This window comes from Bacillus sp. PK6-16, assembly GCF_056530295.1.
On the sequence record NZ_CP096511.1, the window covers coordinates 5,162,871 to 5,189,355 of the forward strand.

A 26,485-nucleotide genomic window follows, 5' to 3' on the forward strand; every position below is an offset into this window, starting at 1 on the left:
TTATAAAGTGGTAAGGATTTCGTATCCTGCTTCTGTAAGAGCAATCGTGTGCTCAAAATGGGCACACCATTTACCATCTACCGTTACCACTGTCCAGTCATCAGATAGTGTTTTTACATATCGTCTTCCTTGATTCACCATCGGCTCAACACAGATGACCATTCCCGGCTTTAATCTAGGGCCTCTATTTGGTGGACCATAGTGCGGGATTTGAGGGTCCTCATGTAAGTCTTGCCCGATTCCGTGACCAACATACTCCCTAACGATCGAGAATCCATTCTCTTCAGCATGGGTTTGAACCGCATGTGAGATATTTGATAATCTCTCGCCTGGTTTTACTTGTTCTAGACCAAGATACAACGATTTTTCTGTGACATCAAGTAGCTTTTGAACAGATTCAGAAATGTTTCCAACTGGATACGTCCATGCAGAATCTCCATGGTACCCATTGTATTTCGCACCAATATCGATACTGATGATATCGCCCTCTTTGAGCTTGCGCTTCCCTGGAATTCCGTGTACAAGCTCTTCATTTACAGAAGCACATATGCTCCCCGGAAATCCGTTGTATCCTTTAAAAGATGGCGTAGCACCATATTTTTGAATCGTCTTTTCCGCTATTTGATCGAGCTCTTTCGTTGTAATTCCTGGAGTAATGTGCTGTTTCAACTCTTGATGAGTCAAAGCAACGATCCTGCCAGCTTCTCGCATGATTTCTATCTCGCGAGGAGTTTTGCAGATTATCATTACGCTAAGCCTCCGATGAGAACATCGATATCAGCAAATACTTTATTGATATCTTGCTCACCATTAATGCTTTGTAAGTAACCAAGCTCTTCGTAGAAATCAAGCAAAGGTTTTGTTTGCTTAATATTTACATCTAAACGATTTGCTACAGTTTCTTCATTGTCATCAGAGCGTTGATATAATTCGCCACCACATTTATCGCACACATCAGCTTTTGCTGGTGGATTGAATTCTAAGTGGTAAGTCGCACCGCACTCTTTACAAATGCGACGGCCTGTAAGGCGTTTTAATAACAACCCTGAATCCACATTAATGTTTAAAACATAGTCGATTTTTTTGCCAAGATCTTTCATAATTTCTTCAAGAGCTGATGCTTGTGCAACAGTTCGTGGGAAACCGTCTAGTAAGAAACCTCTTACGCAGTCGTCTTGACTTAAACGTTCACGAACGATTCCGATTGTAACTTCATCTGGAACAAGTGCACCTTTATCAATAAAAGATTTTGCTTGTAGACCCATTTCAGTTTCAGCCTTCATAGCTGCACGGAACATGTCTCCTGTTGAAATGTGAGGGATGTTATACTTGGCAACAATCTGTTCGGCTTGTGTACCTTTACCAGCACCAGGAAGCCCCATTAAAATTAAGTTCATCCTTGTTCCCCCTCAGAGTACATGAGCATGTAGGGAAGACAATTCTTCCCACTTACTCACTGCTTGATAAACCCTTTGTAATGGCGTTTTACCAGTTGGCTTTCTAGCTGCTTCATTGTTTCTAAAGCAACGCCGACAACGATTAACATACTCGTTCCACCGATCTGTGCAGATGGAGGAAGATTTCCCAATTTCGTAAAGATAACTGGTAAGATTGCAATCGCTGCTAGGAAAATTGATCCTACAAAGGTCAAACGATACAAGATTTTTGTTAGATATTGTTCCGTATTCTTACCCGGACGAATACCTGGAACATATCCACCTTGCTTGTTTAGATTCTCTGACATTTGCTCTGGATTAACCTGAACAAATGCATAGAAATATGTGAAGGCTACAATGAGCGCAACATATATGATCATTCCCACTGGGTGAGAATAGTTAAAGTTTGCAATAATCCACTGCGATACATCATGTTTCGGGAAGAACTGTGCAATAGTCGGAGGCGTAATTAAGAATGAAACAGCAAAAATTACTGGAATAACACCAGCACTATTTACCTTAAGCGGTAAATGTGTGTTTTGTGCTCCAGCATAACCACCATTTCCTCCTGTTACACGCTTCGCATATTGAATTGGGATCTTTCTAACAGCCTGTTGAATGAAAATAACACCCACAATAACTGCTAGCACAGCTAGTAAAATCAATGCAACTTTAACGATACTCATGAACAATTGATCTCCGATATTTTGAAACTGTTGCTGATACACTTGAGATATAACACTTGGGATCGCTGCGGCAATACCGCCAAAGATAAGGATGGAAATACCATTACCTACACCTTTAGCTGTAATCTGTTCACCTAACCACATTAAAAATGCAGTACCAGCAGTCAGTACCGTAGCAATGTATAAATAAGTGCTCCAACCTGGATTCAAAATTAATTGTCCACCTACCATACCGTTAAAACCGATTGACATACCAAACCCCTGAATAAACGCAAGAACAATTGTAAAGTAACGCGTGAATTGCGTTAATTTACGACGGCCCATTTCACCTTGCTTCGACCATTCCGAAAATTTAGGAACAACATCCATCTGCAATAATTGCACGATGATGGATGCTGTAATATACGGCATGATTCCCATCGCAAAGATGGAGAAGTTTTTCAAGGCTCCACCGCCAAATGTATTTAGAATACCTAAAGCATTTAATTGATCTTGTGCCTTCAGTACGTCTCCATTTGTAAATGGCACGGGGATAAACGTGCCAATCCTGAATACGATTAACATCGCTAAAGTGAATAATATTTTACGTCTTATCTCAGCAACGCGCATAAAGTTGGAGATTGTACGAAACATTAGATCACCTCAACTGATCCGCCAGCTGCTTCAATTGCTTCTTTAGCACTTGAAGAGAACTTGTGCGCTTTAACAGTTAGTTTTTTCTCTACTGCTCCGCTTGCAAGAACTTTAACACCGTCGTTTAACTTGCTGATAACGCCAGTTTCCAGCAATAATTCAGGTGTTACTTCTGTACCATCTTCAAAACGATTTAACGTTGATAAGTTTACAATAGCAAACTCTTTACGGTTAATGTTTGTGAAGCCGCGTTTTGGTAAACGACGGAATAATGGAGTTTGACCACCTTCGAAGCCAAGACGAACACCGCCGCCAGAACGTGCGTTTTGTCCTTTATGACCTTTACCAGCAGTTTTACCGTTACCAGAACCGATACCACGACCGACACGGTTACGTACTTTACGAGAACCTTCTGCAGGTTTTAATTCATGAAGTTTCATTCCCAGGCACCTCCTTATATTAATGAGTTATCCTTAAGCTTCTTTTACAGTTACAAGGTGAGAAACTTTGTTGATCATACCAAGAATAGCAGGAGTTTCTTCCTTAACTACAGTTGAATTCAACTTTTTAAGACCTAAAGCTTCTACCGTCGCACGTTGATCTTGTGGACGACCAATTACACTACGAGTGAGGGTAATTTCTAACTTTTTCGCCATTTGTTTTCCCTCCTTAACCTAGTAGCTCTTCTACAGATTTACCGCGTAATTTTGCAACATCTTCAGCGCGCTTAAGTTCGCTTAATCCGTTCACAGTAGCGCGAATCATGTTGATTGGTGTGTTAGAACCAAGAGATTTCGAAAGAATATCTTGTACACCAGCTAATTCAAGGACCGCACGAACAGGTCCACCAGCAATAACACCAGTACCCTCAGCAGCAGGTTTTAAGAATACTTCACCAGCGCCAAAATGACCGTTGATTGTGTGTGGAATTGTTGTACCAACTAATGGTACAGCGATTAAGTTTTTCTTAGCGTCTTCGATAGCTTTACGGATTGCGTCTGGTACCTCTTGTGCTTTACCAGTACCGAATCCAACATGACCGTTTTTATCGCCAACTACAACTAGTGCAGCAAAGCGGAAACGACGACCACCCTTAACAACTTTCGCGACACGATTTATCGTAACTACACGTTCTTCAAGTTCTAATTTACTTGGGTCAATGCGATGCATCAATTTTCCCTCCTTTGACCATTAAAATTGTAATCCAGCCTCACGAGCAGCTTCAGCTAGAGCTTTAACACGGCCATGGTATAAGTAACCACCGCGATCAAATACTACTTCTTTAACGCCTTTCTCTACAGCACGCTTAGCAACTGATTCTCCAACTTTCGTAGCAGCTTCAATATTGCTAGTACCGTTAAGAGCAAGGTCTTTATCAAGAGTAGATGCACTTACTAACGTTACACCATTCACATCATCAATAACTTGAGCGTAAATATGTTGGTTAGAACGGAACACGTTTAAACGTGGACGCTCTGCAGTACCAGTAAGTTTAGCACGTACACGTGCATGTCTTTTCTTACGAGTCGCATTTTTATCAGCTTTAGTGATCATTCTTGTCACTCCTTTCTCTCACCTAACGGGTTTACTTAGCAGTTTTACCTTCTTTACGACGAACAACTTCGCCTTCGTAACGAATACCTTTACCTTTGTAAGGCTCAGGAGCACGTACAGCACGGATGTTAGCAGCGAATTCGCCAACACGTTGCTTGTCGATACCTTTAATTACGATCTTAGTTGGTGCAGGTACTTCAACTTCAAGACCTGCTTCCGGAGTCATTTCTACTGGATGAGAATAACCTACGCTTAATACAAGTTTATCACCTTGTTTTTGAGCACGGTAACCAACACCGACTAATTCAAGTCCGCGTGCGAAACCTTCAGTTACACCTTCAACCATGTTTCCGATTAAAGCACGAGTTGTACCGTGTAATGCACGGTGTTCCTTCTGTTCAGATGGACGCTCAACTGTTAATGTATTCTCTTCAATTTTGATAAGCATATCAGCATTGAAAGTACGAGTTAATTCACCTTTAGGGCCTTTTACTGTTACAGTATTGTCTTCTGCAACTGTAATAGTAACACCTGCAGGGATTTCAAGAATCTTTTTACCAATACGAGACATGTGGTCACACCTCCGTTCGTTTTAAATATATATTACCAAACGTATGCTACTACTTCTCCACCAGTTTGTAATTGACGAGCGTCTTTGTCTGTCATTACTCCCTTAGATGTAGAAACAAGAGCGATACCTAATCCGTTAAGTACACGTGGTACTTCGTCAGCTTTAGCGTAAACGCGTAAGCCAGGTTTACTGATACGTTTTAATCCAGTGATTACACGTTCATTGTTTGCACCATATTTCAGGAAAATACGAAGGATACCTTGTTTGTTATCCTCGATGTATTCTACATCACGAATGAAACCTTCACGTTTTAAAAGTTCAGCGATCTCTTTTTTGATTTTAGAAGCAGGAACCTCTAATTTCTCATGACGTACCATGTTCGCATTACGGATGCGAGTAAGCATGTCTGCAATTGGATCTGTCATCACCATGTGTTTTACCTCCTTCCCATTTGTGGGTTTTACCAACTAGCTTTTTTAACACCAGGAATTTGACCTTTATATGCAAGTTCACGGAAACAAATACGGCAAAGTTTAAATTTGCGGTATACAGAATGCGGACGACCGCAGCGTTCGCAACGTGTATACTCTTGTACTTTAAACTTAGGAGTACGCTTTTGTTTCGCTATCATAGATTTTTTAGCCACGTTTTCGCCTCCTCTACTTAGCGTTGGCTTCCATTATTTTTGGAATGGCATACCGAATTGTGTTAAAAGTTCACGAGCTTCTTCATCAGTTTTCGCTGTAGTAACGATTACGATGTCCATACCGCGGACTTTGCTTACTTTATCATAATCAATCTCAGGGAAAATAAGTTGCTCTTTAACACCTAATGTATAGTTTCCACGACCATCGAATGATTTCTTAGAAACACCACGGAAATCACGTACACGTGGTAAAGAAACTGATACTAATTTGTCGAAGAACTCATACATTTGCTCGCCGCGTAAAGTTACTTTCGCACCGATTGGCATACCTTCACGAAGACGGAAACCAGCGATTGATTTTTTAGCACGAGTTACAACAGGTTTTTGACCTGTGATTTGTGTTAATTCTTCTACTGCGTTGTCTAACGCTTTTGAGTTAGATACCGCGTCACCAACACCAGTGTTGATTACGATCTTTTCGATTTTTGGTACCTGCATTACAGATTTATAGTTAAACTTGCTCACTAGAGCAGGAGTAATTTCCTTTTGGAACTTCTCTTTAAGGCGATTCAATGAAGTGACCTCCTTTCTTAAGAAAATTATTTATCTAATAATTCACCAGATTTTTTTGCAATACGAACTTTTTTACCATCTTCTACTTTGAAGCCTACGCGAGTAGGTTCACCTGTTTTCGGATCTAAAATCATAACGTTAGAAACGTGAATAGGTGCTTCTTTAGTAATAATTCCACCTTGTGGATTTAATTGAGATGGCTTAGAGTGCTTCTTAACGATATTGACACCCTCAACGATAACACGGTTTTGCTTTGGGAAAGCCACAAGGATAACGCCTTGTTTTCCTTTGTCTTTACCAGTGATTACCTGTACTTTATCACCTTTTTTTACATGCATCTTAATTCTGCACCTCCTTAGCAAGGCAATACCTTAAATTATAGAACTTCTGGAGCTAAAGAAACGATCTTCATGAAGTTGCTATCACGTAATTCACGAGCTACTGGTCCGAAGATACGAGTACCACGTGGGCTCTTATCGTCTTTAATGATAACCGCTGCGTTTTCATCAAATTTGATGTAAGAACCGTCCGGACGACGAGCTCCGCTCTTCGTACGTACTACTACTGCTTTAACAACGTCACCTTTTTTAACAACGCCACCTGGTGTTGCTTGTTTTACCGTAGCAACGATAATGTCACCAATGTTAGCATATTTACGACCAGAGCCGCCTAATACTTTAATTGTTAAAAGTTCACGTGCACCAGAGTTGTCAGCAACTTTCAAACGAGATTCTTGTTGGATCATGTTATGAAACCTCCCTTCGGACTAAAAATTCCGATTCGTCTATTTAGATAATAACCGCTTCTTCAACGATTTCAACTAAACGGAAACGCTTAGTAGCAGAAAGCGGGCGAGTTTCCATGATTTTAACGATATCGCCAAGTTTCGCTTGGTTTTGCTCATCATGGGCTTTGTACTTCTTAGAATACTTAACACGTTTTCCGTACAAGGAATGAGTTTTGTAAGTTTCAACTAAAACTGTAATCGTTTTGTCCATTTTGTCAGACACTACACGACCAGTATAAACTTTGCGTTGGTTACGTTCGCTCACTATGCAAACCTCCCCTCAATTTATCGATTAATTCCGATCTCTCTTTCACGAACTACAGTTTTCATACGAGCAATTGCTTTACGCACTTCACGAATGCGAGTTGGATTCTCTAATTGTCCTGTAGCAAGTTGGAAGCGAAGATTAAACAACTCTTCCTTTAAAGCTTTAACTTTTGTTTCGATTTCGGCAGTGGTTAATTCACGAATATCATTAGTTTTCATTAGATTCACCACCATTTTCTTCACGTTTTACGAATTTACATTTCACAGGTAACTTGTGAGCTGCAAGACGTAATGCTTCGCGTGCTACCTCTTCAGATACACCCGCGATTTCGAACATAATTTTCCCAGGTTTTACTACTGCTACCCAGCCTTCTGGTGCCCCTTTACCGGAACCCATACGTACTTCTAGAGGTTTTGCAGTGTAAGGTTTAGAAGGGAAAATTTTAATCCATACTTTACCGCCACGTTTCATGTAACGAGTCATTGCACGACGAGCAGCTTCGATTTGACGGTTTGTAATCCATGAAGCAGCTTGTGCTTGTAAACCGAATTCACCGAAAGCAATTTCAGTTCCACCTTTAGCACGACCACGCATTTTACCACGATGCTCTCTACGATATTTTACGCGTTTTGGCATTAACATATTATTTTCCTCCTTCCTCAGAAGCTTTCTTTTTTGTAGGAAGGACTTCTCCACGGTAGATCCATACTTTTACGCCTAATTTACCGTATGTTGTATCAGCTTCAACTGCTGCATAGTCAATATCAGCGCGAAGTGTATGAAGTGGAACAGTTCCTTCACTGTAAGATTCTGCACGAGCGATATCAGCTCCGCCAAGACGACCAGAAACCTGTGTTTTAATACCTTTAGCACCTGCACGCATAGCACGTTGAATAACTTGCTTTTGTGCACGACGGAATGATACACGGTTTTCTAATTGACGAGCGATGTTTTCGCCTACTAATTTAGCGTTAAGATCAGCTCTCTTAACTTCTAAAATGTTGATGTGTACACGCTTGCCTGTTAATTGGTTAAGAGCTTTACGAAGCGCTTCAACTTCAGTACCACCTTTACCAATTACCATACCAGGTTTTGCAGTGTGAATTGTAACATTTACACGATTTGCTGCACGTTCGATTTCTACTTTAGCAACAGCAGAATCTTTTAAGCGTACATTAATGTACTCACGGATTTTGATGTCTTCATGTAATAATGTAGCGTAATCTTTCTCAGCGAACCAACGAGATTCCCAGTCACGGATAACGCCGACACGAAGACCAATTGGATTAACCTTTTGACCCATCGATTATCCCTCCTTCTTTTCTGATACCACAACTGTGATGTGGCTTGTGCGTTTGTTAATTTGGCTTGCACGACCCATTGCACGTGGACGGAAACGTTTTAACGTTGGACCTTCGTCAACGAAAACTTTTTCTACAACTAGGTTGTTAATGTCCATCTCATAATTGTGCTCTGCATTTGCGATTGCAGATTTTAAAACTTTTTCTACAACTGGAGAAGCAGTTTTTGGTGTGTGGTTAAGGATAGCAATCGCTTCACCCACTTGCTTACCTCGGATTAAGTCTACTACTAAACGAACTTTACGAGGAGCAATACGAACTGTTCTCGCTACTGCTTTAGCTTGCATTGAAGTGCCTCCTCTCATTATCTTCTAGTTTTCTTATCGTCAGCAAGGTGACCTTTGTACGTACGAGTTGGTGCGAATTCACCTAACTTATGGCCAACCATATCCTCAGTGATGTACACAGGTACGTGTTTACGACCATCATATACAGCGATTGTGTGTCCGATGAACTGAGGGAAGATTGTTGAACGGCGAGACCAAGTTTTAACAACTTGTTTTTGCTCAGATGCAACTAATTTTTCCATTTTGCTCATTAAGTGATCATCGACAAATGGTCCTTTTTTTAAGCTACGAGCCATTTTGGTGCCTCCCTTCGTGATTGGCGTACGGTTCTAGAAATGAACCGTACTACAATCCCATTATTTTTTACGACGACGAACGATAAATTTGTCAGACGCTTTGTTTTTCTTACGAGTCTTGAATCCAAGAGTTGGTTTACCCCATGGAGACATTGGAGACTTACGTCCGATTGGAGAACGTCCTTCACCACCACCGTGTGGGTGATCAACAGGGTTCATTACAGAACCACGAACTGTTGGGCGTTTACCTAACCAGCGAGAGCGACCTGCTTTACCGATTTTGATAAGTTCGTGTTGTTCGTTACCTACTTGACCGATTGAAGCGCGACAAGCAGATAATACAAGACGTACTTCACCAGAAGTTAAACGTACAAGTACGTATTTACCTTCTTTACCAAGTACTTGAGCAGATGTACCAGCAGAACGAACTAATTGTCCGCCACGACCAGGCTTAAGCTCGATGTTATGAACAACAGTACCTACTGGAATGTTGATTAATGGTAATGCGTTACCGATTTTAATGTCAGCTTCTGGGCCAGACATAACTTCCATACCTACTTCTAAAGATTTAGGAGCAAGAATGTAACGTTTTTCACCGTCAACGTAGTTAATTAATGCGATATTCGCAGAGCGGTTTGGATCGTATTCGATCGTAGCAACGCGTCCTGGAATTCCATCTTTGTTACGCTTAAAGTCGATGATACGGTATTGACGCTTATGTCCGCCACCTTGATGACGTACAGTGATTTTACCTTGGTTATTACGACCAGCCTTCTTGCTTAAAGGAGCAAGTAATGACTTTTCGGGTCTATCAGTCGTGATTTCAGCGAAATCATTCGTAGTCATATTACGACGACCGTTAGTAGTTGGATTATACTTTTTGATTCCCATCTCAATTTCCCTCCTTCTTTAGTAAGAATTAAACGCCTTGGAAGATTTCGATTTCTTTGCTGTCAGCAGTTAGCTTAACGATTGCTTTACGACGACGGCTAGTAAAACCAGCGTGACGACCAACGCGTTTTGCTTTCGGCTTGTAGTTCATGATGTTCACTTTTTCTACTTTAACACCAAAGATCGCTTCAAGAGCATCTTTAACTTCTGTTTTATTAGATTTAACGTCCACATCGAACGTGTATTTTTTTTCAGCCATCATTTCCATAGAACGTTCAGTGATAACTGGGCGCTTAATGATATCACGAGGATCTCTCATTATGCAAGCACCTCCTCTACTTTTTCCACTGCCGCTTTTGTCATGATTAGCTTATCATGATGAAGCACGTCTAAAACGTTTACGCCATCAGCAGTGATTACTGTTACTCCAGGGATATTGCGAGCAGATAACTCTACAGATTCGTTTGCATCAGCAGTTACGATAAGAGCTTTCTTCTCAACAGTTAATCCTTTAAGTACTGCTAGCATGTCTTTTGTTTTTGGTGCATTTAACACTAGGTCTTCAAGAACTACAATGTTGTTCTCAACTACTTTAGTAGCTAATGCAGATTTGATTGCTAAACGACGAACTTTCTTAGGAAGTTTGTACGCATAGCTTCTTGGTGTAGGTCCGAATACCGTACCACCACCACGCCATTGAGGAGAGCGGATAGACCCTTGACGAGCACGTCCAGTTCCTTTTTGACGCCATGGTTTACGACCACCACCGCGAACTTCAGAGCGAGTTTTTACTTTGTGTGTACCTTGACGTAAAGATGCACGTTGCATCATTACAGCTTCGAAAAGTACAGCTTCATTTGGTTCGATACCGAAAATAGCTTCAGCTAATTCGATTTCACCAACCTGTGAACCAGTTTGGTTATATACAGTAACTTTTGGCATTGGAATTCCTCCTTCCTATTGTGAATTATTTGCTAACCTTCACAGCGCCTTGAACAACTACAAGAGATTTCTTAGCACCTGGAACGTTACCTTTTACTAGTAATAAGTTGCGCTCAGTGTCAACTTGAACGATTTCTAAGTTTTGGATAGTAACTTGGTCTCCACCCATACGTCCAGCAAGTTTTTTGCCTTTGAATACACGGTTCGGAGCAACTGGGCCCATTGAACCTGGACGACGGTGATAGCGAGAACCATGAGACATAGGTCCGCGAGATTGTCCGTGGCGTTTGATAACACCTTGGAAACCTTTACCTTTAGAAATTCCTGTTACATCAACGATTTCACCTGTAGCGAATACGTCAACTTTTACCTCTTGACCAACCTCTAATCCGTCCACGTCTGCATCGCGGATTTCGCGAATGAAGCGCTTAGGAGTTGTAGATGCTTTAGCAGTGTGGCCTTGTTCAGGTTTGTTAGTTAACTTTTCACGTTTATCTTCAAATCCTAACTGGATTGCATTGTAGCCATCAGTTTCAGTTGTTTTCTTTTGAAGAACAACGTTTGGATTAGCAGCGATAACTGTTACTGGGATTAACTCACCGTTCTCAGCAAATACTTGAGTCATACCGATCTTTCTTCCTAAGATTCCTTTGGTCATGAGTTACACCTCCTACATTTTTAAGTTATATAAATTATAGTTTGATTTCGATATCTACACCAGATGGTAAGTCTAAACGCATTAATGAATCTACTGTTTGTGGAGTAGGACTCACGATGTCGATTAGACGTTTGTGCGTGCGCATTTCGAATTGCTCACGAGAATCTTTGTACTTATGAACAGCACGAAGAATTGTGTAAACAGTTTTTTCAGTTGGTAATGGGATCGGACCAGAAACTGTTGCCCCAGAACGCTTAGCTGTTTCTACAATTTTCTCAGCTGACTGATCAAGAATACGGTGATCGTAAGCTTTTAAACGGATACGAATTTTTTCTTTTGCCATTATTTTCCCTCCTTCGTTCGCCTATTTCTAAAATAGACCTTCTCCATGGAAATTTCCCCACACCATGCCATGGCAAAGCGGCCGGGTGTGTCAGCAACCTTCCACTTCATCGCAGTCAAAGACCAACATTGTCTATTATACAATGTTATTCGTCTAGATGCAAGCATCTTTTTGTTTGCATCTGCTTTTCTCTACTTTTGCTATTATACATGGCACTTTAAAGAATTTCAAGTTTTCATCTAATAGAATTCATTTTACAGTTTCTGGATTATCTTTTGTCGTTTTTATATTACTATAGAAGAAACTCGTCAAAACAAAAAACACCCTCTTCTTCCTTATATAAACGCAAACAAAAAACCTAAGGGAAAATCCCTTAGGTTTTTTTATATCAGTTAAGATTACTCAACGATAGTAGCAACTACACCGTAACCTACTGTACGTCCACCTTCACGAATAGAGAATTTAGTTCCCTCTTCGATAGCGATTGGAGCGATAAGTTCGATAGTCATTTCGATGTTGTCACCAGGCATTACCATTTCAGTACCTTCTGGTAATTGGATGATACCAGTTACGTCAGTTGTACGGAAGTAGAACTGAGGACGGTAGTTAGCGAAGAATGGAGTGTGACGTCCACCTTCTTCTTTAGATAATACGAAAACTTCAGCTTTGAATTTAGCGTGAGCTTTTACAGAACCGCTTTTTGCAAGTACTTGTCCACGTTGGATGTCTTCACGAGCAACCCCACGAAGTAAAGCACCGATGTTGTCTCCAGCTTGAGCTTGGTCAAGAAGTTTACGGAACATCTCTACACCAGTTACAGTTGTAGAAGCATTTTCTTCAGCAAGACCGATGATTTCTACTACGTCACCAACTTTAACGATACCGCGCTCAACACGACCAGTAGCAACTGTACCACGACCTGTGATAGAGAATACGTCCTCTACAGGCATTAAGAATGGTTTGTCAGTTTCACGTTCTGGAGTTGGGATGTAAGCATCAACTTCAGCCATTAATTCAATGATTTTTGCTTCCCAATCAGCTTCTCCTTGAAGAGCTTTAAGAGCAGAACCTTTGATTACAGGAATGTCGTCGCCTGGGAATCCGTATTCAGATAATAGGTCGCGAACTTCCATTTCTACTAATTCTAATAATTCTTCGTCATCTACCATGTCGCATTTGTTTAAGAATACAACGATGTAAGGAACACCTACTTGACGAGAAAGAAGGATGTGCTCACGTGTTTGAGGCATTGGGCCATCAGCAGCAGATACTACTAAGATACCGCCGTCCATTTGAGCAGCACCAGTGATCATGTTTTTAACATAGTCAGCGTGACCTGGGCAGTCAACGTGTGCATAGTGACGAGTTTCAGTTTCGTACTCAACGTGTGCAGTTGAAATTGTGATACCGCGCTCTCTTTCTTCTGGAGCAGCATCGATTTGATCGTATCCGCGTGCTTCAGCACCACCAGCTTTTGCAAGAACTGTAGTGATCGCAGCAGTTAATGTAGTTTTACCATGGTCAACGTGGCCGATTGTACCGATGTTAACATGGGGTTTAGAACGTTCGAATTTAGCTTTAGCCATTCTAAATTCCTCCTTAGTTTATATAGGTTATTTTATATTTAGACTAGAAAGTGAAACTTACGTCCCACTTTCTAAGCTTACATAAGTAGTTATACTTGAACAATCGATAAAAATCAATTATTCACCTTTATTTTTTTTGATAATTTCTTCAGAAACAGACTTTGGTACTTCTTCATAGTGGTCAAACACCATAGAGAATGTTCCGCGTCCTTGAGTGTTAGAACGTAATGACGTTGCATAACCGAACATTTCAGAAAGTGGAACCATAGCGCGAACAACTTGTGCGTTACCGCGAGCTTCCATACCTTCTACACGTCCACGACGAGATGTTACGTCACCCATAATGTCACCCATGTACTCTTCAGGAATTACAACTTCAACTTTCATCATTGGCTCAAGAATTACTGGGCTACATTTAGAAACCGCAGCTTTAAGTGCCATAGATGCAGCGATTTTGAACGCCATCTCAGATGAATCGACATCATGGTAAGATCCGTCAACTAATGCAGCTTTAATGTCAACTAGTGGATAACCAGCTAGTACACCATTTTTAAGTGCATCTTCAAGACCTGCTCCAACAGCTGGGATGTATTCACGAGGAACTACACCACCGACGATCTTGTTTTCGAATTCGAATCCTTTACCTTCTTCGTTAGGTTCAAACTCAATCCAAACGTGACCGAATTGTCCACGACCACCAGATTGACGAGCGAACTTACCTTCAACTTTCGCAGCAGCGCGGAAAGTCTCACGGTATGCTACCTGAGGAGCACCAACGTTTGCTTCCACTTTGAATTCACGACGCATACGGTCAACGATGATATCAAGGTGAAGTTCACCCATACCAGCGATGATAGTTTGGCCAGTTTCTTGGTCAGTGTGAGCACGGAATGTTGGATCTTCTTCAGAAAGCTTAGATAATGCTGTACCCATTTTATCTTGGTCAGCTTTAGATTTTGGTTCGATAGCTACAGAGATAACTGGCTCTGGGAATTCCATAGACTCAAGGATAACAAGGCTCTTCTCGTCACAAAGAGTATCACCAGTAGTAGTATCTTTTAAACCTACAGCAGCAGCGATATCACCAGCGTAAACTGTTGAAATCTCTTCACGGCTGTTAGCGTGCATTTGTAGGATACGACCTACACGCTCACGCTTACCTTTAGTTGAGTTTTTCACGTATGATCCAGAGTTTAACACACCAGAGTACACACGGAAGAACGTTAACTTACCAACATAAGGGTCAGTCATGATTTTGAATGCTAAAGCTGCGAATGGTTCTTCATCGCTAGACTTACGTTCTACTTCTTCATCTGTATCCGGTAGAGTACCTTTAATAGCAGGTACATCTAGTGGTGATGGAAGGTAGTCGATAACTGCGTCTAACAGAATTTGAACACCTTTGTTTTTGAATGCAGAACCACAGATTACTGGGAAGAATTCTACAGAAGTTGTAGCCTTACGGATACCAGCTTTAAGCTCTTCTACAGTGATTTCTTCACCTTCTAGGTACTTCATCATCATTTCTTCATCAAGCTCAGCTACCGCTTCAATAAGTTTTCCACGGTATTCTTCAGCTAATTCTTTGTGCTCTTCAGGAATTTCAACACGTTGAATGTCTGTTCCTAAATCGTTACCGTACATGTAAGCACACTCTTCAACAAGGTCAATGATACCATTGAACTCATCTTCAGCACCGATTGGTAACTGAATTGGATGTGCGTTTGCTTGTAAACGATCGTGGATTGTTCCTACAGAGTATAAGAAATCTGCACCGATCTTATCCATTTTGTTAACGAATACGATACGAGGTACGCCGTAAGTAGTAGCCTGACGCCAAACAGTTTCTGTTTGTGGTTCTACACCAGATTGCGCATCAAGTACTGCTACAGCGCCATCAAGTACGCGTAAAGAACGTTCTACTTCTACTGTGAAATCTACGTGTCCTGGAGTATCAATGATGTTTACACGATGACCTTTCCATTGTGCTGTAGTTGCAGCAGAAGTAATTGTGATACCACGCTCTTGCTCTTGCTCCATCCAGTCCATCTGAGATGCACCTTCGTGAGTTTCACCGATTTTATGAATACGTCCTGTGTAGTACAGAATACGCTCAGTTGCTGTTGTTTTACCAGCATCGATGTGAGCCATGATACCAATATTACGAGTGTTTTCTAAAGAGAACTCTCTTGCCATTTGGTGTCTTGCTCCTTCCATATATGGATTGGATTTTTTTATTTTAAGTAGCAAAAAAGCCACTTTATATTGTTACACATGTCAGTATGTCCAGTACTCTCATTATGTAAAACGAGCGCCCGATGAAAGGGAGAGGCATTCTCCCTCTCCACACTTCCATAAGCGACAAATAAAGCGGTTTATGCTTACATTTATTTTACGTTGAATCCTACCAACGGTAATGAGCAAATGCTTTGTTAGCTTCTGCCATTTTATGAGTGTCTTCACGTTTCTTAACAGATGCACCAGCGTTGTTAGCTGCATCTAAGATTTCGTTAGCAAGACGCTCTTCCATAGTTTTTTCACCACGAAGACGAGCGTAGTTTACTAACCAACGAAGACCTAAAGTTGTACGGCGTTCTGGACGAACCTCAACTGGAACTTGGTAGTTAGCACCACCAACACGACGAGCGCGTACTTCAAGAACAGGCATGATGTTCTTAAGAGCTTGCTCGAATACTTCCATTGGCTCTTTACCAGTACGTTCGTTTACGATATCGAACGCATTATAAAGAATTGTTTGAGATTTACCTTTTTTACCGTCAACCATCATTTTGTTGATAAGGCGTGTTACTAGCTTCGAATTGTACATTGGATCTGGTAACACGTCACGTTTCGCAACAGGTCCTTTACGAGGCATATTGAGTTCCTCCTTTCATTTTAAAGTTATTATTTTTTAGCAGGTTTTGGTCTCTTAGTACCATATTTAGAACGTCCTTGCATACGTTTGTCAACACCAGCTGTGTCAAGCGCACCACGAACGATGTGGTAACGTACCCCCGGTAAATCCTTTACACGACCACCGCGAATTAATACTACGCTATGCTCTTGTAGGTTATGACCGATACCTGGGATGTAAGCTGTAACCTCGATACCGTTTGTTAAACGTACACGAGCGTATTTACGTAACGCTGAGTTAGGTTTCTTTGGAGTCATTGTACCAACACGAGTACATACACCACGTTTTTGAGGTGCAGAGATATCAGTTGATTTTTTCTTTAAAGAGTTAAAACCTTTGTTTAACGCAGGTGATTTAGATTTCCATACTTTATCAGTACGACCATTTCTCACTAATTGGTTAATAGTAGGCATTTGATTATCCTCCCTTCGCATGTTTGTATGACCACATATCCAGGTGGTTCATTATTAGTTGAAAACAAAGTTTTTGCAAGGAAGAGCAAATGCTCTCTCCTCACAAAAACAGTTTTAACTTATTATTCCTATTGCTGAAGCTCCCACTTGAATCCCCGAAGCTTTACCAAGCTTACGAACTGATTCAACTTTTGTTATGGGCACGTTATATTGCATTGCAACACGAATGATAGCATGGGTTAACCGCATGTCAGCATCCTCTGCGATGACAACTTCTTTAACTGTACCATTTTTGATTGCCTCCAATGTGCGTTTATGACCAACGACTACATTTTCAGCAGTTGATACTTTTTGATAAGACATATAAATATCCTCCAAAGCATCGTTCAGGAGCAACCTTGATTATAGTAACATTTTGACTCATACAATGTCAACTAAGATTAATTGTTTTTATACAAAATTTATGCCGGAAAATTTTACTGTTCCACATAAACCTCATCGTTTTCTACATTCATGTCATCTTGTGTTGTTTTTACAAGATCCACTTTGCGATAACGATTCATACCTGTTCCAGCAGGAACAAGTTTACCGATAATAACATTTTCTTTTAATCCTAGAAGTTCATCGCGTTTACCCTTAATTGCTGCATCAGTTAAGACACGAGTTGTTTCTTGGAACGATGCTGCAGATAAGAATGAATCTGTTTCAAGTGAAGCTTTTGTAATACCAAGTAGAACAGGTCTAGCTGTTGCTGGTTGCTTACCTTGCAGTAAGACCTTAGCATTCGCATCAGTGAACTGATGGATATCTAGTAATGTTCCTGGTAATACATCTGTTTCACCTGCATCACTTACACGAACTTTACGTAACATTTGACGTACCATTACTTCTACGTGTTTGTCACCAATTTCTACCCCTTGCATACGGTATACTTTTTGAACTTCACGTAATAAGTATTCTTGAACCGCCGTAATGTCCGTTACTTTTAGTAATTCTTTCGGATCAATAGAACCTTCTGTTAACTCTTTACCGTGGCTAATTGGCTGTCCTGGAGTTACTTTCAGACGAGCACCGTAAGGAATAGCATACGTACGAGCTTCAACTTCACCCTGTACAACTACTTCTTGGCGATCTTTAACGTCGTTGATCGCTGCGATAACACCGTCGATTTCACTGATAACTGCCTGACCTTTCGGATTACGAGCTTCGAAGATCTCTTGGATACGAGGTAAACCTTGAGTGATATCATCTCCGGCAACCCCACCTGTATGGAATGTACGCATCGTTAACTGTGTACCTGGCTCACCGATAGATTGAGCTGCGATAATACCTACCGCTTCTCCTACTTCTACGTCTGTTCCAGTTGCTAAGTTACGACCGTAACACTTCTTACATACACCGTGGCGAGTGTTACATGTAAACGCTGAACGAATGTTTACAGTTTCAACACCCGAATTTTCAACGATATGAGCGATATCTTCAGTAATTAATTGATTTTCAGCAACTAATACTTCACCTGTTTCAGGATGTTTTACAGTTTTTCTTGCAAAACGTCCAACAAGACGATCATATAATGACTCGATAACTTCATTACCCTCTTTAATCGCACCAATTAATAAACCGCGATCTGTTCCACAATCATCTTCACGAACGATTACATCTTGTGCAACGTCAACAAGACGACGTGTTAAGTAACCAGAATCGGCAGTTTTAAGTGCTGTATCGGCAAGACCTTTACGCGCACCATGCGTAGAGATGAAGTACTCAAGTACTGTTAAACCTTCACGGAAACTCGATTTGATTGGAAGTTCGATGATACGACCAGATGGATTGGCCATAAGACCACGCATACCAGCAAGCTGAGTAAAGTTAGATGCGTTACCACGGGCACCTGAGTCACTCATCATGAAGATTGGGTTGCGTTTATTCAAGGATTTCATCAGTTTTCCTTGGATAACATCTTTTGCATTACTCCAAATAGAGATAACGCGATCGTAACGTTCTTCTTCCGTGATTAAACCGCGACGGAATTGTTTAATTACATTATCTACTTTTGCTTGTGCTTCGTGGAGAATTTCATCTTTTTCGCCTAATACAAGAATGTCAGATACCCCAACTGTAATACCAGCTTTTGTAGAGTACTTGAATCCTAAGTTTTTCATACGGTCAAGCATGCGAGACGTTTCTGTAATTTGGAAACGTTTGAACACTTCCGCAATGATGTTACCAAGGATCTTCTTGCTAAATGGCGCCACTTCTTCGCGACTAGCAATAATTTCTTTAATGTTCGCACCTTTTTCAACGAAATATTTCGCTGGTGTTTCTTTTTCAAGGTTTGAATTTGTTGGTTCATTAATATAAGGGAACGACTCTGGTAAGATTTCGTTAAATATTAATTTACCAACTGTTGTTAATAGAAGCATACTCTTTTGCTCTTCAGTAAATGTTGCGTTGTTTACTGCACTTGCAGCTACTGCAACACGTGTATGAAGATGAACATATCCATTTTGATATGCAAGCAATGCTTCGTTTGCATCTTTGAAGACCATACCTTCACCGATTGCACCTTCACGCTCAAGTGTTAAGTAATAGTTACCTAATACCATATCCTGAGATGGAGTAACAACTGGTTTACCGTCTTTCGGGTTCAAGATGTTTTGTGCCGCTAACATAAGAAGACGAGCTTCAGCTTGAGCTTCTGATGATAAAGGTACGTGAACGGCCATTTGGTCACCGTCAAAGTCCGCGTTGTATGCAGTACATACAAGTGGGTGAAGACGGATTGCGCGACCTTCTACTAATGTAGGTTCAAACGCCTGGATACCAAGACGGTGAAGTGTTGGTGCGCGGTTTAGAAGTACTGGATGTTCTTTAATCACAGACTCTAAAACGTCCCAAACTTCAGGTTGTACACGCTCGATTTTACGTTTCGCACTCTTAATGTTATGTGCTAATCCTTTTTCAACTAACTCTTTCATTACGAAAGGTTTGAACAGTTCAAGCGCCATTTCTTTTGGTAATCCACATTGATACATCTTTAAGTTCGGTCCTACAACGATTACAGAACGACCAGAGTAGTCAACACGTTTACCTAATAAGTTTTGACGGAAACGTCCTTGTTTACCTTTAAGCATGTGAGATAGTGATTTTAATGGACGGTTACCTGGCCCAGTAACTGGACGGCCACGACGACCATTATCGATTAATGCGTCTACAGCTTCTTGTAACATACGTTTTTCGTTTTGAACGATGATGCTTGGTGCACCTAAGTCCAATAGACGTTTTAAACGGTTGTTACGGTTAATTACACGACGGTATAAGTCGTTTAAGTCAGAAGTAGCAAAACGTCCACCGTCTAACTGTACCATTGGGCGTAGTTCTGGTGGGATTACTGGTAGAACATCTAAGATCATCCAAGACGGTTCATTTCCAGAGTTACGGAATGCTTCTAATACTTCTAGACGTTTAATAGCACGAGTACGGCGTTGTCCTTGTGCTGTTTTTAATTCTTCTTTTAAGAAGTCTACTTCTTTATCTAAATCGATGTCTTGTAGTAGCTTTTTAATTGCTTCTGCACCCATAGCAGCTTGGAATGTGCTACCATATCGATCACGATATGCACGGTATTCTTTTTCAGAAAGTAATTGCTTCTTATCAAGTGGTGTATCTCCACTTTCTGTTACAACATAAGAAGCGAAATAAATTACTTCTTCAAGCGCGCGAGGGGACATGTCTAAGACAAGTCCCATGCGGCTCGGGATACCTTTGAAATACCAAATATGAGATACAGGAGCAGCTAATTCGATATGACCCATACGTTCACGACGTACTTTTGCACGCGTTACTTCAACGCCACATCGATCACAAACTACACCTTTATAACGTACACGTTTGTATTTTCCGCAATGACATTCCCAGTCCTTTTGTGGTCCGAAAATACGCTCACAGAACAAGCCATCTTTTTCAGGCTTTAACGTACGATAGTTAATAGTTTCTGGTTTCTTAACTTCACCGTATGACCAAGAACGAATCTTGTCAGGTGAAGCAAGTCCAATCTTCATATATTCAAAGTTATTTACATCTATCAAGGGGCCTACCTCCCTTTTAGTCTACAGGTTATCCCAATTATTCCTTAGTTGTCTCAACTTCGACATTCAATTTATCTGCTGATTGATGATCATCGTCATCTTCTGTATCACGCATTTCAATTTCTGTATCGTCGCTAGACATCATTTTAACGTCCATACCTAAACTTTGCAGCTCTTTAATCAATACTTTGAATGATTCAGGAACGCCTGGTTCTGGAACATTTTCGCCTTTAACAATTGCTTCATAAGTCTTAACACGTCCAACAACATCATCAGACTTCACTGTTAAGATTTCTTGAAGAGTATAAGCAGCACCGTAAGCTTCAAGTGCCCAAACCTCCATCTCACCGAAACGCTGTCCACCGAACTGAGCTTTACCTCCAAGAGGTTGCTGCGTTACAAGTGAGTATGGTCCAGTAGAACGAGCATGAAGTTTATCGTCAACCATGTGCGCAAGTTTGATCATATACATGACACCAACAGATACGCGGTTATCGAATGGTTCACCAGTACGTCCGTCATACAGGATTGTTTTCGCGTCATTTGCCATACCAGCTTCTTCAATTGTGCCCCAAACATCTTCCTCACGAGCACCATCGAATACTGGTGTTGCAATGTGAATGCCAAGGTATCTTGCTGCCATACCAAGATGAAGCTCTAATACCTGACCGATATTCATACGAGATGGTACCCCTAATGGGTTTAACATGATATCGATTGGCGTACCGTCTGGTAGGTAAGGCATATCTTCTTCTGGTAAAATACGAGAAATAACACCTTTGTTACCGTGACGTCCGGCCATCTTGTCACCTTCAGAAATTTTACGTTTTTGAACGATATATGCACGTACAAGTTGATTCACGCCTGGTGGCAATTCATCGCCATCTTCACGGTTGAATACTTTTACGTCTAAGATAATACCGCCACCACCGTGTGGTACACGTAGTGATGTATCACGTACTTCACGCGCTTTTTCTCCAAAGATAGCATGTAATAGACGTTCTTCAGCTGTTAATTCTGTTACACCTTTAGGTGTTACTTTACCAACAAGTAAATCTCCATCTTTTACTTCAGCACCAACGCGAATGATACCGCGCTCGTCAAGGTTACGTAATGCGTCTTCCCCAACGTTTGGAATGTCACGTGTAATTTCTTCTGGTCCAAGCTTCGTATCACGAGCTTCTGATTCATATTCTTCAATATGAATAGAAGTGTACACATCATCTTTTACAAGGCGCTCACTCATGATGATCGCATCCTCGTAGTTATAACCGTCCCAAGTCATGAAGCCAACAAGCACGTTACGTCCAAGTGCTAGTTCACCTAATTCCATAGAAGGACCATCCGCAAGGATTTCACCTTTTACAACTTCATTTCCAACACTTACGATTGGGCGTTGGTTGTAACAAGTTCCTTGGTTAGAACGAATGAATTTTTGCATTTTGTAGCGATCTAAGTCGCCTTTTACTGTTTGACCGTCAACTTCTACATAGCGACGTACCCAAACTTCACGTGCTTCTACGCGCTCAACAACACCAGGATGTTTACAGATTACTGCAGCACCTGAGTCTTTTGCTGATACGTACTCCATACCTGTACCTACAATCGGAGATTCCGGATTCATTAACGGAACCGCCTGACGTTGCATGTTCGCTCCCATAAGTGCGCGGTTAGAGTCATCGTTTTCTAAGAACGGAATACAAGCTGTCGCTGCCGACACTACTTGTTTTGGAGATACATCCATGTAGTCGATGCGTTCTCTATTTGTGACAATGTTTTCACCACGGAAACGAGCTACGATATCTTCACTTAGGAATTCACCTTCGTCAGATAATTTCATATTCGCTTGGGCTACAACATAGTTATCTTCTTCATCTGCTGTTAAGTAATCAACATGCCCTGTTACAAGACCAGTTTCTGGGTCAACACGACGGTATGGTGTTTCAATGAAACCAAACTCATTTACTTTCGCGAACGAAGATAATGAGTTAATCAAACCGATGTTTGGTCCCTCTGGTGTTTCAATCGGACACATACGACCGTAGTGAGAGTAATGAACGTCACGCACTTCAAAGCCTGCGCGCTCACGCGTTAAACCACCAGGTCCTAATGCAGATAGTCTTCGTTTGTGAGTTAACTCTGCTAATGGGTTTGTTTGGTCCATAAACTGAGATAACTGAGAACTTCCGAAGAACTCTTTAATAGATGCAATAACAGGACGAATATTAATTAGTGCCTGTGGTGTAATTGCATTTGTATCTTGGATCGACATTCTCTCACGAACAACACGTTCCATACGAGAAAGACCGATACGGAATTGATTTTGTAACAGTTCTCCAACAGAACGCAGACGACGGTTTCCTAAATGGTCAATATCATCTGTATCCCCTACTTTGTATAGTAGGTTGAAGAAGTAACTGATAGAAGCAAGGATATCACCTGGTGTGATGTGTTTCACATCACGAGTAATGTTTGCATTACCAATTACATTAATTACGCGTTCGCCTTCCGACTCAGGAGCATAAATCTTAATAGATTGCAGCTCAACATCGCCTTCTACCACTCCACCCATTGGTTTCGCTGTTTTGAATCCAATGTTTTTCTCTAAGTAAGGTAAAATGCGATCAAGTGTACGACGATCTAAGATTGTTCCTTCTGCCGCTAAAATTTCACCAGTTTCTGGATCCACTAATGTTTCAGCTAAACGTTGATTAAACAATCTGTTTTTAATGTGTAACTTCTTGTTGATCTTATAGCGACCTACATTTGCTAAATCGTAGCGCTTTGGATCAAAGAAACGAGACACAAGTAAGCTCTTAGCATTTTCTACTGTTGGTGGTTCACCAGGACGTAAACGCTCATAAATTTCAAGCAATGCTTTTTCTGTGCTATCTGTGTTGTCTTTTTCTAATGTGTTGCTTAAGTATTCGTTATCACCTAAAAGCTCGGTGATTTCTTGATCAGAGCCAAACCCTAATGCGCGTAACAAAACAGTTACAGGAAGTTTACGCGTACGGTCAATACGCACATATACAACATCCTTAGCATCTGTCTCATACTCTAACCAAGCTCCGCGGTTTGGAATTACAGTAGCAGTAAAACCACGTTTTCCGTTTTTATCCACTTTGCCACTATAGTATACGCTTGGAGAGCGAACTAACTGGGAAACGATAACACGTTCTGCACCGTTAATTACGAATGTTCCAGTCTCTGTCATGAGTGGGAAATCTCCCATGAACACATCTTGTTCTTTTACTTCACCAGTTTCCTTGTTGATTAGACGCACTTTTACACGAAGTGGTGCTGCATACGTCACATCACGCTCTTTGCATTCGTCTACAGAGTATTTAGGTTCACCTAAGCTGTAGTCGATAAATTCAAGCGATAGATTTCCCGTAAAGTCTTCAATCGGAGAAATGTCTTGGAACATTTCTCGCAAACCCTCATCAAGAAACCACTGATAAGAAGAGGTTTGAATTTCGATAAGATTTGGTAACTCTAATACTTCACTAATACGGGCATAACTTCTTCGTTGGCGGTGGCGTCCGTATTGAACTAGTTGACCTGTCAACTGCTTCACCCCTCAAATCATGAGTATTATAAATGCACAAAAAAATTTGTGCAAAATCACAAATAAATACAACTACTGCTATTAGCGTAGTCTCTTTCTCTTAAAGATAAATACGTTGAGTCTTTCTACCTGCTCAAAAAAGAAAAATGGCTTCTATAAGAAAACCATCATTCTGTTTCATAATCTGCTGATTTTACTATCTTTTCCAAGAGAAACAAAAATATACATCTTTCTCAACGCAGAAAATCATATATTGGCATTGTATAATGTTAACATAGCCAAAAATAACCGTCAACGTTTTTTTGATTTTATGATATAATATCCTTTTTTCTTTTCTACAACCTCAACTTCAGAAAATACTTCTTCTAGTTTTTTTAGCGCAGACGGTGCACCTTGTTTCTTTTGAATAACAATCCAAAGTTCTCCACCTGGAACTAAATACTCCACAGCTTTTTCTAAAATCTCATGTACGATATCTTTACCCGCACGAATTGGAGGGTTAGATAGAATAGCAGCATATTTACCATCTACATTTTCATAGACGCTACTTTGAAAAATACGTATATTCTCGATTTTGTTATTAGCGGCGTTTTCTTTCGCAAGCCCAAGTGCCCTCTCATTCACATCCACCATGTGAACTTCACGACCTTGAAACTCTTTCGCTAACGACAAACCAATAGGACCGTATCCGCAACCTACATCTAATATATTACCTTTAATATCTGGCATTTGAAACGCTTCAATTAAAAGACGGGAACCAAAGTCCACTTCGTTTTTCGAGAACACCCCATGATCGGATAAGAAAGTAAATCGAGATCCACGAAGGGCAAACTCCCATCGCTTACGATCACTTTTACTAGAAGGGTCGTTAGAAAAATAATGGTCTGCCATATGGCCACCTCTTTTCTTTACAGTTAAAAAAAAAGCTCGCATGAGAGCGAGCTTTTTTTAAAGCATCAAAAGTTAATTACTTAACTTCTACAGCAGCGCCAACTTCTTCAAGTTTAGCTTTAATTTCTTCAGCTTCTTCTTTAGCAGCAGCTTCTTTGATTACTTTTGGAGTGTTGTCAACTAATTCTTTAGCTTCTTTTAAGCCAAGACCAGTGATTTCACGAACAACTTTGATAACTTTGATTTTTTGTGCACCAGCGCTAGTTAGTTCCACATCAAATTCAGTTTTCTCAGCAGCAGCTTCTCCAGCGCCACCAGCAACAGCTACAGGAGCAGCAGCAGTTACGCCGAATTCTTCCTCGATAGCTTTTACTAAGTCGTTAAGTTCTAATACAGTCATAGATTTAACTGCTTCAATGATTTGTTCTTTAGTCATTGTAAATATCCTCCCTTAAATAGGTTTGTATTGTTTTATCGATAATACGTAATTATCTTTTAAAAAATTAAGCGCCTTGCTCTTCCTTTTGGTCTGCAACTGCTTTAGTAGCAAGTGCAAGGTTACGGATTGGAGCTTGAAGAACGCTAAGAAGCATAGAAAGTAAGCCTTCACGTGATGGAAGAGTAGCGATTGCTTTAACCTCATCAAGTGTTACAAGTTTACCTTCGATTACGCCCGCTTTAATTTCTAAAGCTTCATGATCTTTAGCGAAGTCGTTTAATACTTTCGCAGGAGCAACTACATCCTCGTTACTGAACGCGATTGCGTTTGGTCCTGTTAAGAATTCATTTAACTCAGCCATTTCAGCAGATTCTGCAGCACGACGAGTTAGAGAGTTTTTGTAAACTTTGAACTCAACGCCAGCTTCACGTAATTGCTTACGTAATTCTGTTGCTTCAGAAACTGTTAAACCACGGTAGTCAACAACGATTGTAGATTTACTAGCGCGAAGTTTGTCCGCGATTTCAGTTACAACTTGTTGTTTAGTTTCGATTACTTTGCTCATGTTATTACACCTCCTGTAGATTATATAGAAGATGTACCGAAAGTGCACTAAAAACCTCCATGCCCAACTTGTAGACATGGAGGCAT

General features: G+C 40.7%; 35 protein-coding genes and 1 other annotated feature (1 of these 36 running past the window's edge). Of the genes, 1 reads left to right on the top strand and 34 read right to left on the bottom strand.

Features of this window, described 5'->3' with window-relative positions:
* Genes map through rpsJ form a run of 24 tightly spaced genes read right to left on the bottom strand, consistent with a single transcriptional unit; the run spans position 1 to position 11,932 of the window.
* On the bottom strand, positions 1 to 747 hold the full coding sequence (gene map / locus M1D66_RS26500) for a type I methionyl aminopeptidase (protein ID WP_000582539.1): 747 nt from the start codon (positions 745 to 747) through the stop codon (positions 1 to 3).
* Complete coding sequence (locus tag M1D66_RS26505) at positions 747 to 1,397, bottom strand: adenylate kinase (RefSeq protein WP_001048989.1); 651 nt, start codon at positions 1,395 to 1,397, stop codon at positions 747 to 749. Before M1D66_RS26505 ends, map begins: the two co-directional genes overlap by 1 nt.
* A gap of 56 nt (positions 1,398 to 1,453) precedes the next feature.
* Positions 1,454 to 2,755 (bottom strand): preprotein translocase subunit SecY, encoded by a 1,302-nt coding sequence (gene secY / locus M1D66_RS26510; protein ID WP_000490117.1) that lies wholly within the window; start codon positions 2,753 to 2,755, stop codon positions 1,454 to 1,456.
* Positions 2,755 to 3,195, bottom strand: coding sequence for a 50S ribosomal protein L15 (gene rplO, locus M1D66_RS26515; protein ID WP_000766081.1), 441 nt, complete (start codon positions 3,193 to 3,195; stop codon positions 2,755 to 2,757). Before rplO ends, secY begins: the two co-directional genes overlap by 1 nt.
* A 33-nt stretch (positions 3,196 to 3,228) precedes the next feature.
* Entirely contained in the window at positions 3,229 to 3,411 is a 183-nt protein-coding gene (gene rpmD, locus M1D66_RS26520; RefSeq protein WP_001085234.1) for a 50S ribosomal protein L30, read from the bottom strand.
* Positions 3,412 to 3,424: 13 nt separating this feature from the next.
* Positions 3,425 to 3,925, bottom strand: coding sequence for a 30S ribosomal protein S5 (rpsE, locus tag M1D66_RS26525; RefSeq protein ID WP_000554646.1), 501 nt, complete (start codon positions 3,923 to 3,925; stop codon positions 3,425 to 3,427).
* Between the two features lie 21 nt (positions 3,926 to 3,946).
* Positions 3,947 to 4,309, bottom strand: a complete 363-nt coding sequence (gene rplR, locus M1D66_RS26530; RefSeq protein ID WP_000628816.1) for a 50S ribosomal protein L18 — start codon at positions 4,307 to 4,309, stop codon at positions 3,947 to 3,949.
* A 31-nt stretch (positions 4,310 to 4,340) separates the two neighbouring features.
* Positions 4,341 to 4,880, bottom strand: coding sequence for a 50S ribosomal protein L6 (rplF, locus tag M1D66_RS26535; protein ID WP_000086558.1), 540 nt, complete (start codon positions 4,878 to 4,880; stop codon positions 4,341 to 4,343).
* Positions 4,881 to 4,912: 32 nt separating this feature from the next.
* The gene (gene rpsH, locus M1D66_RS26540; RefSeq protein WP_000245511.1) at positions 4,913 to 5,311 is read right to left on the bottom strand and encodes a 30S ribosomal protein S8; all 399 of its coding nucleotides are present in this window, start codon (positions 5,309 to 5,311) and stop codon (positions 4,913 to 4,915) included.
* A 29-nt stretch (positions 5,312 to 5,340) separates the two neighbouring features.
* On the bottom strand, positions 5,341 to 5,526 hold the full coding sequence (rpsN, locus tag M1D66_RS26545; protein WP_001085700.1) for a 30S ribosomal protein S14: 186 nt from the start codon (positions 5,524 to 5,526) through the stop codon (positions 5,341 to 5,343).
* 33 nt (positions 5,527 to 5,559) lie between these two features.
* A complete protein-coding gene (gene rplE, locus M1D66_RS26550) occupies positions 5,560 to 6,099 on the bottom strand; it encodes a 50S ribosomal protein L5 (protein WP_001080831.1) in 540 nt (179 codons plus the stop codon).
* Between the two features lie 26 nt (positions 6,100 to 6,125).
* Positions 6,126 to 6,437 carry a 50S ribosomal protein L24 gene (gene rplX, locus M1D66_RS26555; protein WP_000558200.1) on the bottom strand — a complete coding sequence of 104 codons (312 nt, stop codon included), beginning with the start codon at positions 6,435 to 6,437 and terminating at the stop codon, positions 6,126 to 6,128.
* Positions 6,438 to 6,475: 38 nt separating this feature from the next.
* Positions 6,476 to 6,844, bottom strand: a complete 369-nt coding sequence (rplN, locus tag M1D66_RS26560; RefSeq protein WP_000615912.1) for a 50S ribosomal protein L14 — start codon at positions 6,842 to 6,844, stop codon at positions 6,476 to 6,478.
* A 43-nt stretch (positions 6,845 to 6,887) separates the two neighbouring features.
* Positions 6,888 to 7,151, bottom strand: coding sequence for a 30S ribosomal protein S17 (gene rpsQ / locus M1D66_RS26565; RefSeq protein ID WP_000004106.1), 264 nt, complete (start codon positions 7,149 to 7,151; stop codon positions 6,888 to 6,890).
* Positions 7,152 to 7,171: 20 nt separating this feature from the next.
* Positions 7,172 to 7,372, bottom strand: coding sequence for a 50S ribosomal protein L29 (gene rpmC / locus M1D66_RS26570; RefSeq protein WP_000855718.1), 201 nt, complete (start codon positions 7,370 to 7,372; stop codon positions 7,172 to 7,174).
* The gene (rplP, locus tag M1D66_RS26575; protein ID WP_000928969.1) at positions 7,362 to 7,796 is read right to left on the bottom strand and encodes a 50S ribosomal protein L16; all 435 of its coding nucleotides are present in this window, start codon (positions 7,794 to 7,796) and stop codon (positions 7,362 to 7,364) included. The genes rpmC and rplP overlap by 11 nt, the downstream gene beginning before the upstream one ends.
* A 1-nt stretch (position 7,797) precedes the next feature.
* Positions 7,798 to 8,457 carry a 30S ribosomal protein S3 gene (gene rpsC, locus M1D66_RS26580; protein ID WP_000529956.1) on the bottom strand — a complete coding sequence of 220 codons (660 nt, stop codon included), beginning with the start codon at positions 8,455 to 8,457 and terminating at the stop codon, positions 7,798 to 7,800.
* A 3-nt stretch (positions 8,458 to 8,460) separates the two neighbouring features.
* Complete coding sequence (gene rplV / locus M1D66_RS26585; protein WP_001148024.1) at positions 8,461 to 8,802, bottom strand: 50S ribosomal protein L22; 342 nt, start codon at positions 8,800 to 8,802, stop codon at positions 8,461 to 8,463.
* Positions 8,803 to 8,819: 17 nt separating this feature from the next.
* A complete protein-coding gene (gene rpsS, locus M1D66_RS26590) occupies positions 8,820 to 9,098 on the bottom strand; it encodes a 30S ribosomal protein S19 (RefSeq protein WP_000124454.1) in 279 nt (92 codons plus the stop codon).
* A gap of 60 nt (positions 9,099 to 9,158) precedes the next feature.
* Positions 9,159 to 9,989 carry a 50S ribosomal protein L2 gene (gene rplB / locus M1D66_RS26595; RefSeq protein WP_000511583.1) on the bottom strand — a complete coding sequence of 277 codons (831 nt, stop codon included), beginning with the start codon at positions 9,987 to 9,989 and terminating at the stop codon, positions 9,159 to 9,161.
* Between the two features lie 28 nt (positions 9,990 to 10,017).
* Positions 10,018 to 10,308 (bottom strand): 50S ribosomal protein L23, encoded by a 291-nt coding sequence (gene rplW / locus M1D66_RS26600; protein WP_001205558.1) that lies wholly within the window; start codon positions 10,306 to 10,308, stop codon positions 10,018 to 10,020.
* Positions 10,308 to 10,931 (bottom strand): 50S ribosomal protein L4, encoded by a 624-nt coding sequence (rplD, locus tag M1D66_RS26605; RefSeq protein WP_001127258.1) that lies wholly within the window; start codon positions 10,929 to 10,931, stop codon positions 10,308 to 10,310. The genes rplW and rplD overlap by 1 nt, the downstream gene beginning before the upstream one ends.
* A gap of 25 nt (positions 10,932 to 10,956) precedes the next feature.
* Positions 10,957 to 11,589 carry a 50S ribosomal protein L3 gene (rplC, locus tag M1D66_RS26610; protein WP_000160207.1) on the bottom strand — a complete coding sequence of 211 codons (633 nt, stop codon included), beginning with the start codon at positions 11,587 to 11,589 and terminating at the stop codon, positions 10,957 to 10,959.
* A gap of 34 nt (positions 11,590 to 11,623) precedes the next feature.
* Positions 11,624 to 11,932, bottom strand: a complete 309-nt coding sequence (rpsJ, locus tag M1D66_RS26615) for a 30S ribosomal protein S10 (RefSeq protein ID WP_001040596.1) — start codon at positions 11,930 to 11,932, stop codon at positions 11,624 to 11,626.
* A gap of 69 nt (positions 11,933 to 12,001) precedes the next feature.
* On the opposite strand from rpsJ, the gene M1D66_RS26620 reads away from it, so the two are divergent.
* Entirely contained in the window at positions 12,002 to 12,175 is a 174-nt protein-coding gene (locus M1D66_RS26620; RefSeq protein WP_153603574.1) for a hypothetical protein, read from the top strand.
* Positions 12,176 to 12,330: 155 nt separating this feature from the next.
* On the opposite strand, the gene tuf is transcribed toward M1D66_RS26620, so the two are convergent.
* From tuf to rplJ, 10 genes are all read right to left on the bottom strand, one after another.
* The gene (tuf, locus tag M1D66_RS26625) at positions 12,331 to 13,518 is read right to left on the bottom strand and encodes an elongation factor Tu (RefSeq protein WP_001029614.1); all 1,188 of its coding nucleotides are present in this window, start codon (positions 13,516 to 13,518) and stop codon (positions 12,331 to 12,333) included.
* Between the two features lie 117 nt (positions 13,519 to 13,635).
* A complete protein-coding gene (gene fusA, locus M1D66_RS26630; RefSeq protein ID WP_000090370.1) occupies positions 13,636 to 15,714 on the bottom strand; it encodes an elongation factor G in 2,079 nt (692 codons plus the stop codon).
* A gap of 208 nt (positions 15,715 to 15,922) precedes the next feature.
* On the bottom strand, positions 15,923 to 16,393 hold the full coding sequence (rpsG, locus tag M1D66_RS26635) for a 30S ribosomal protein S7 (RefSeq protein WP_001137491.1): 471 nt from the start codon (positions 16,391 to 16,393) through the stop codon (positions 15,923 to 15,925).
* Between the two features lie 29 nt (positions 16,394 to 16,422).
* On the bottom strand, positions 16,423 to 16,845 hold the full coding sequence (gene rpsL / locus M1D66_RS26640) for a 30S ribosomal protein S12 (protein WP_001142341.1): 423 nt from the start codon (positions 16,843 to 16,845) through the stop codon (positions 16,423 to 16,425).
* Between the two features lie 114 nt (positions 16,846 to 16,959).
* Positions 16,960 to 17,208: a 50S ribosomal protein L7ae-like protein gene (locus tag M1D66_RS26645; protein WP_000121837.1), complete on the bottom strand. Its 249-nt coding sequence runs from the start codon at positions 17,206 to 17,208 to the stop codon at positions 16,960 to 16,962.
* A 113-nt stretch (positions 17,209 to 17,321) separates the two neighbouring features.
* Entirely contained in the window at positions 17,322 to 20,933 is a 3,612-nt protein-coding gene (gene rpoC, locus M1D66_RS26650; RefSeq protein WP_000567939.1) for a DNA-directed RNA polymerase subunit beta', read from the bottom strand.
* A gap of 37 nt (positions 20,934 to 20,970) precedes the next feature.
* On the bottom strand, positions 20,971 to 24,504 hold the full coding sequence (rpoB, locus tag M1D66_RS26655) for a DNA-directed RNA polymerase subunit beta (RefSeq protein WP_000147553.1): 3,534 nt from the start codon (positions 24,502 to 24,504) through the stop codon (positions 20,971 to 20,973).
* A 291-nt stretch (positions 24,505 to 24,795) separates the two neighbouring features.
* Positions 24,796 to 25,395, bottom strand: coding sequence for a class I SAM-dependent methyltransferase (locus M1D66_RS26660; RefSeq protein WP_000763266.1), 600 nt, complete (start codon positions 25,393 to 25,395; stop codon positions 24,796 to 24,798).
* Between the two features lie 76 nt (positions 25,396 to 25,471).
* Positions 25,472 to 25,831, bottom strand: a complete 360-nt coding sequence (rplL, locus tag M1D66_RS26665) for a 50S ribosomal protein L7/L12 (RefSeq protein ID WP_000159736.1) — start codon at positions 25,829 to 25,831, stop codon at positions 25,472 to 25,474.
* A gap of 67 nt (positions 25,832 to 25,898) precedes the next feature.
* Complete coding sequence (rplJ, locus tag M1D66_RS26670) at positions 25,899 to 26,399, bottom strand: 50S ribosomal protein L10 (protein ID WP_000048716.1); 501 nt, start codon at positions 26,397 to 26,399, stop codon at positions 25,899 to 25,901.
* A 39-nt stretch (positions 26,400 to 26,438) separates the two neighbouring features.
* Positions 26,439 to 26,485: a sequence feature (ribosomal protein L10 leader region), on the bottom strand; it runs 98 nt beyond the window's last position.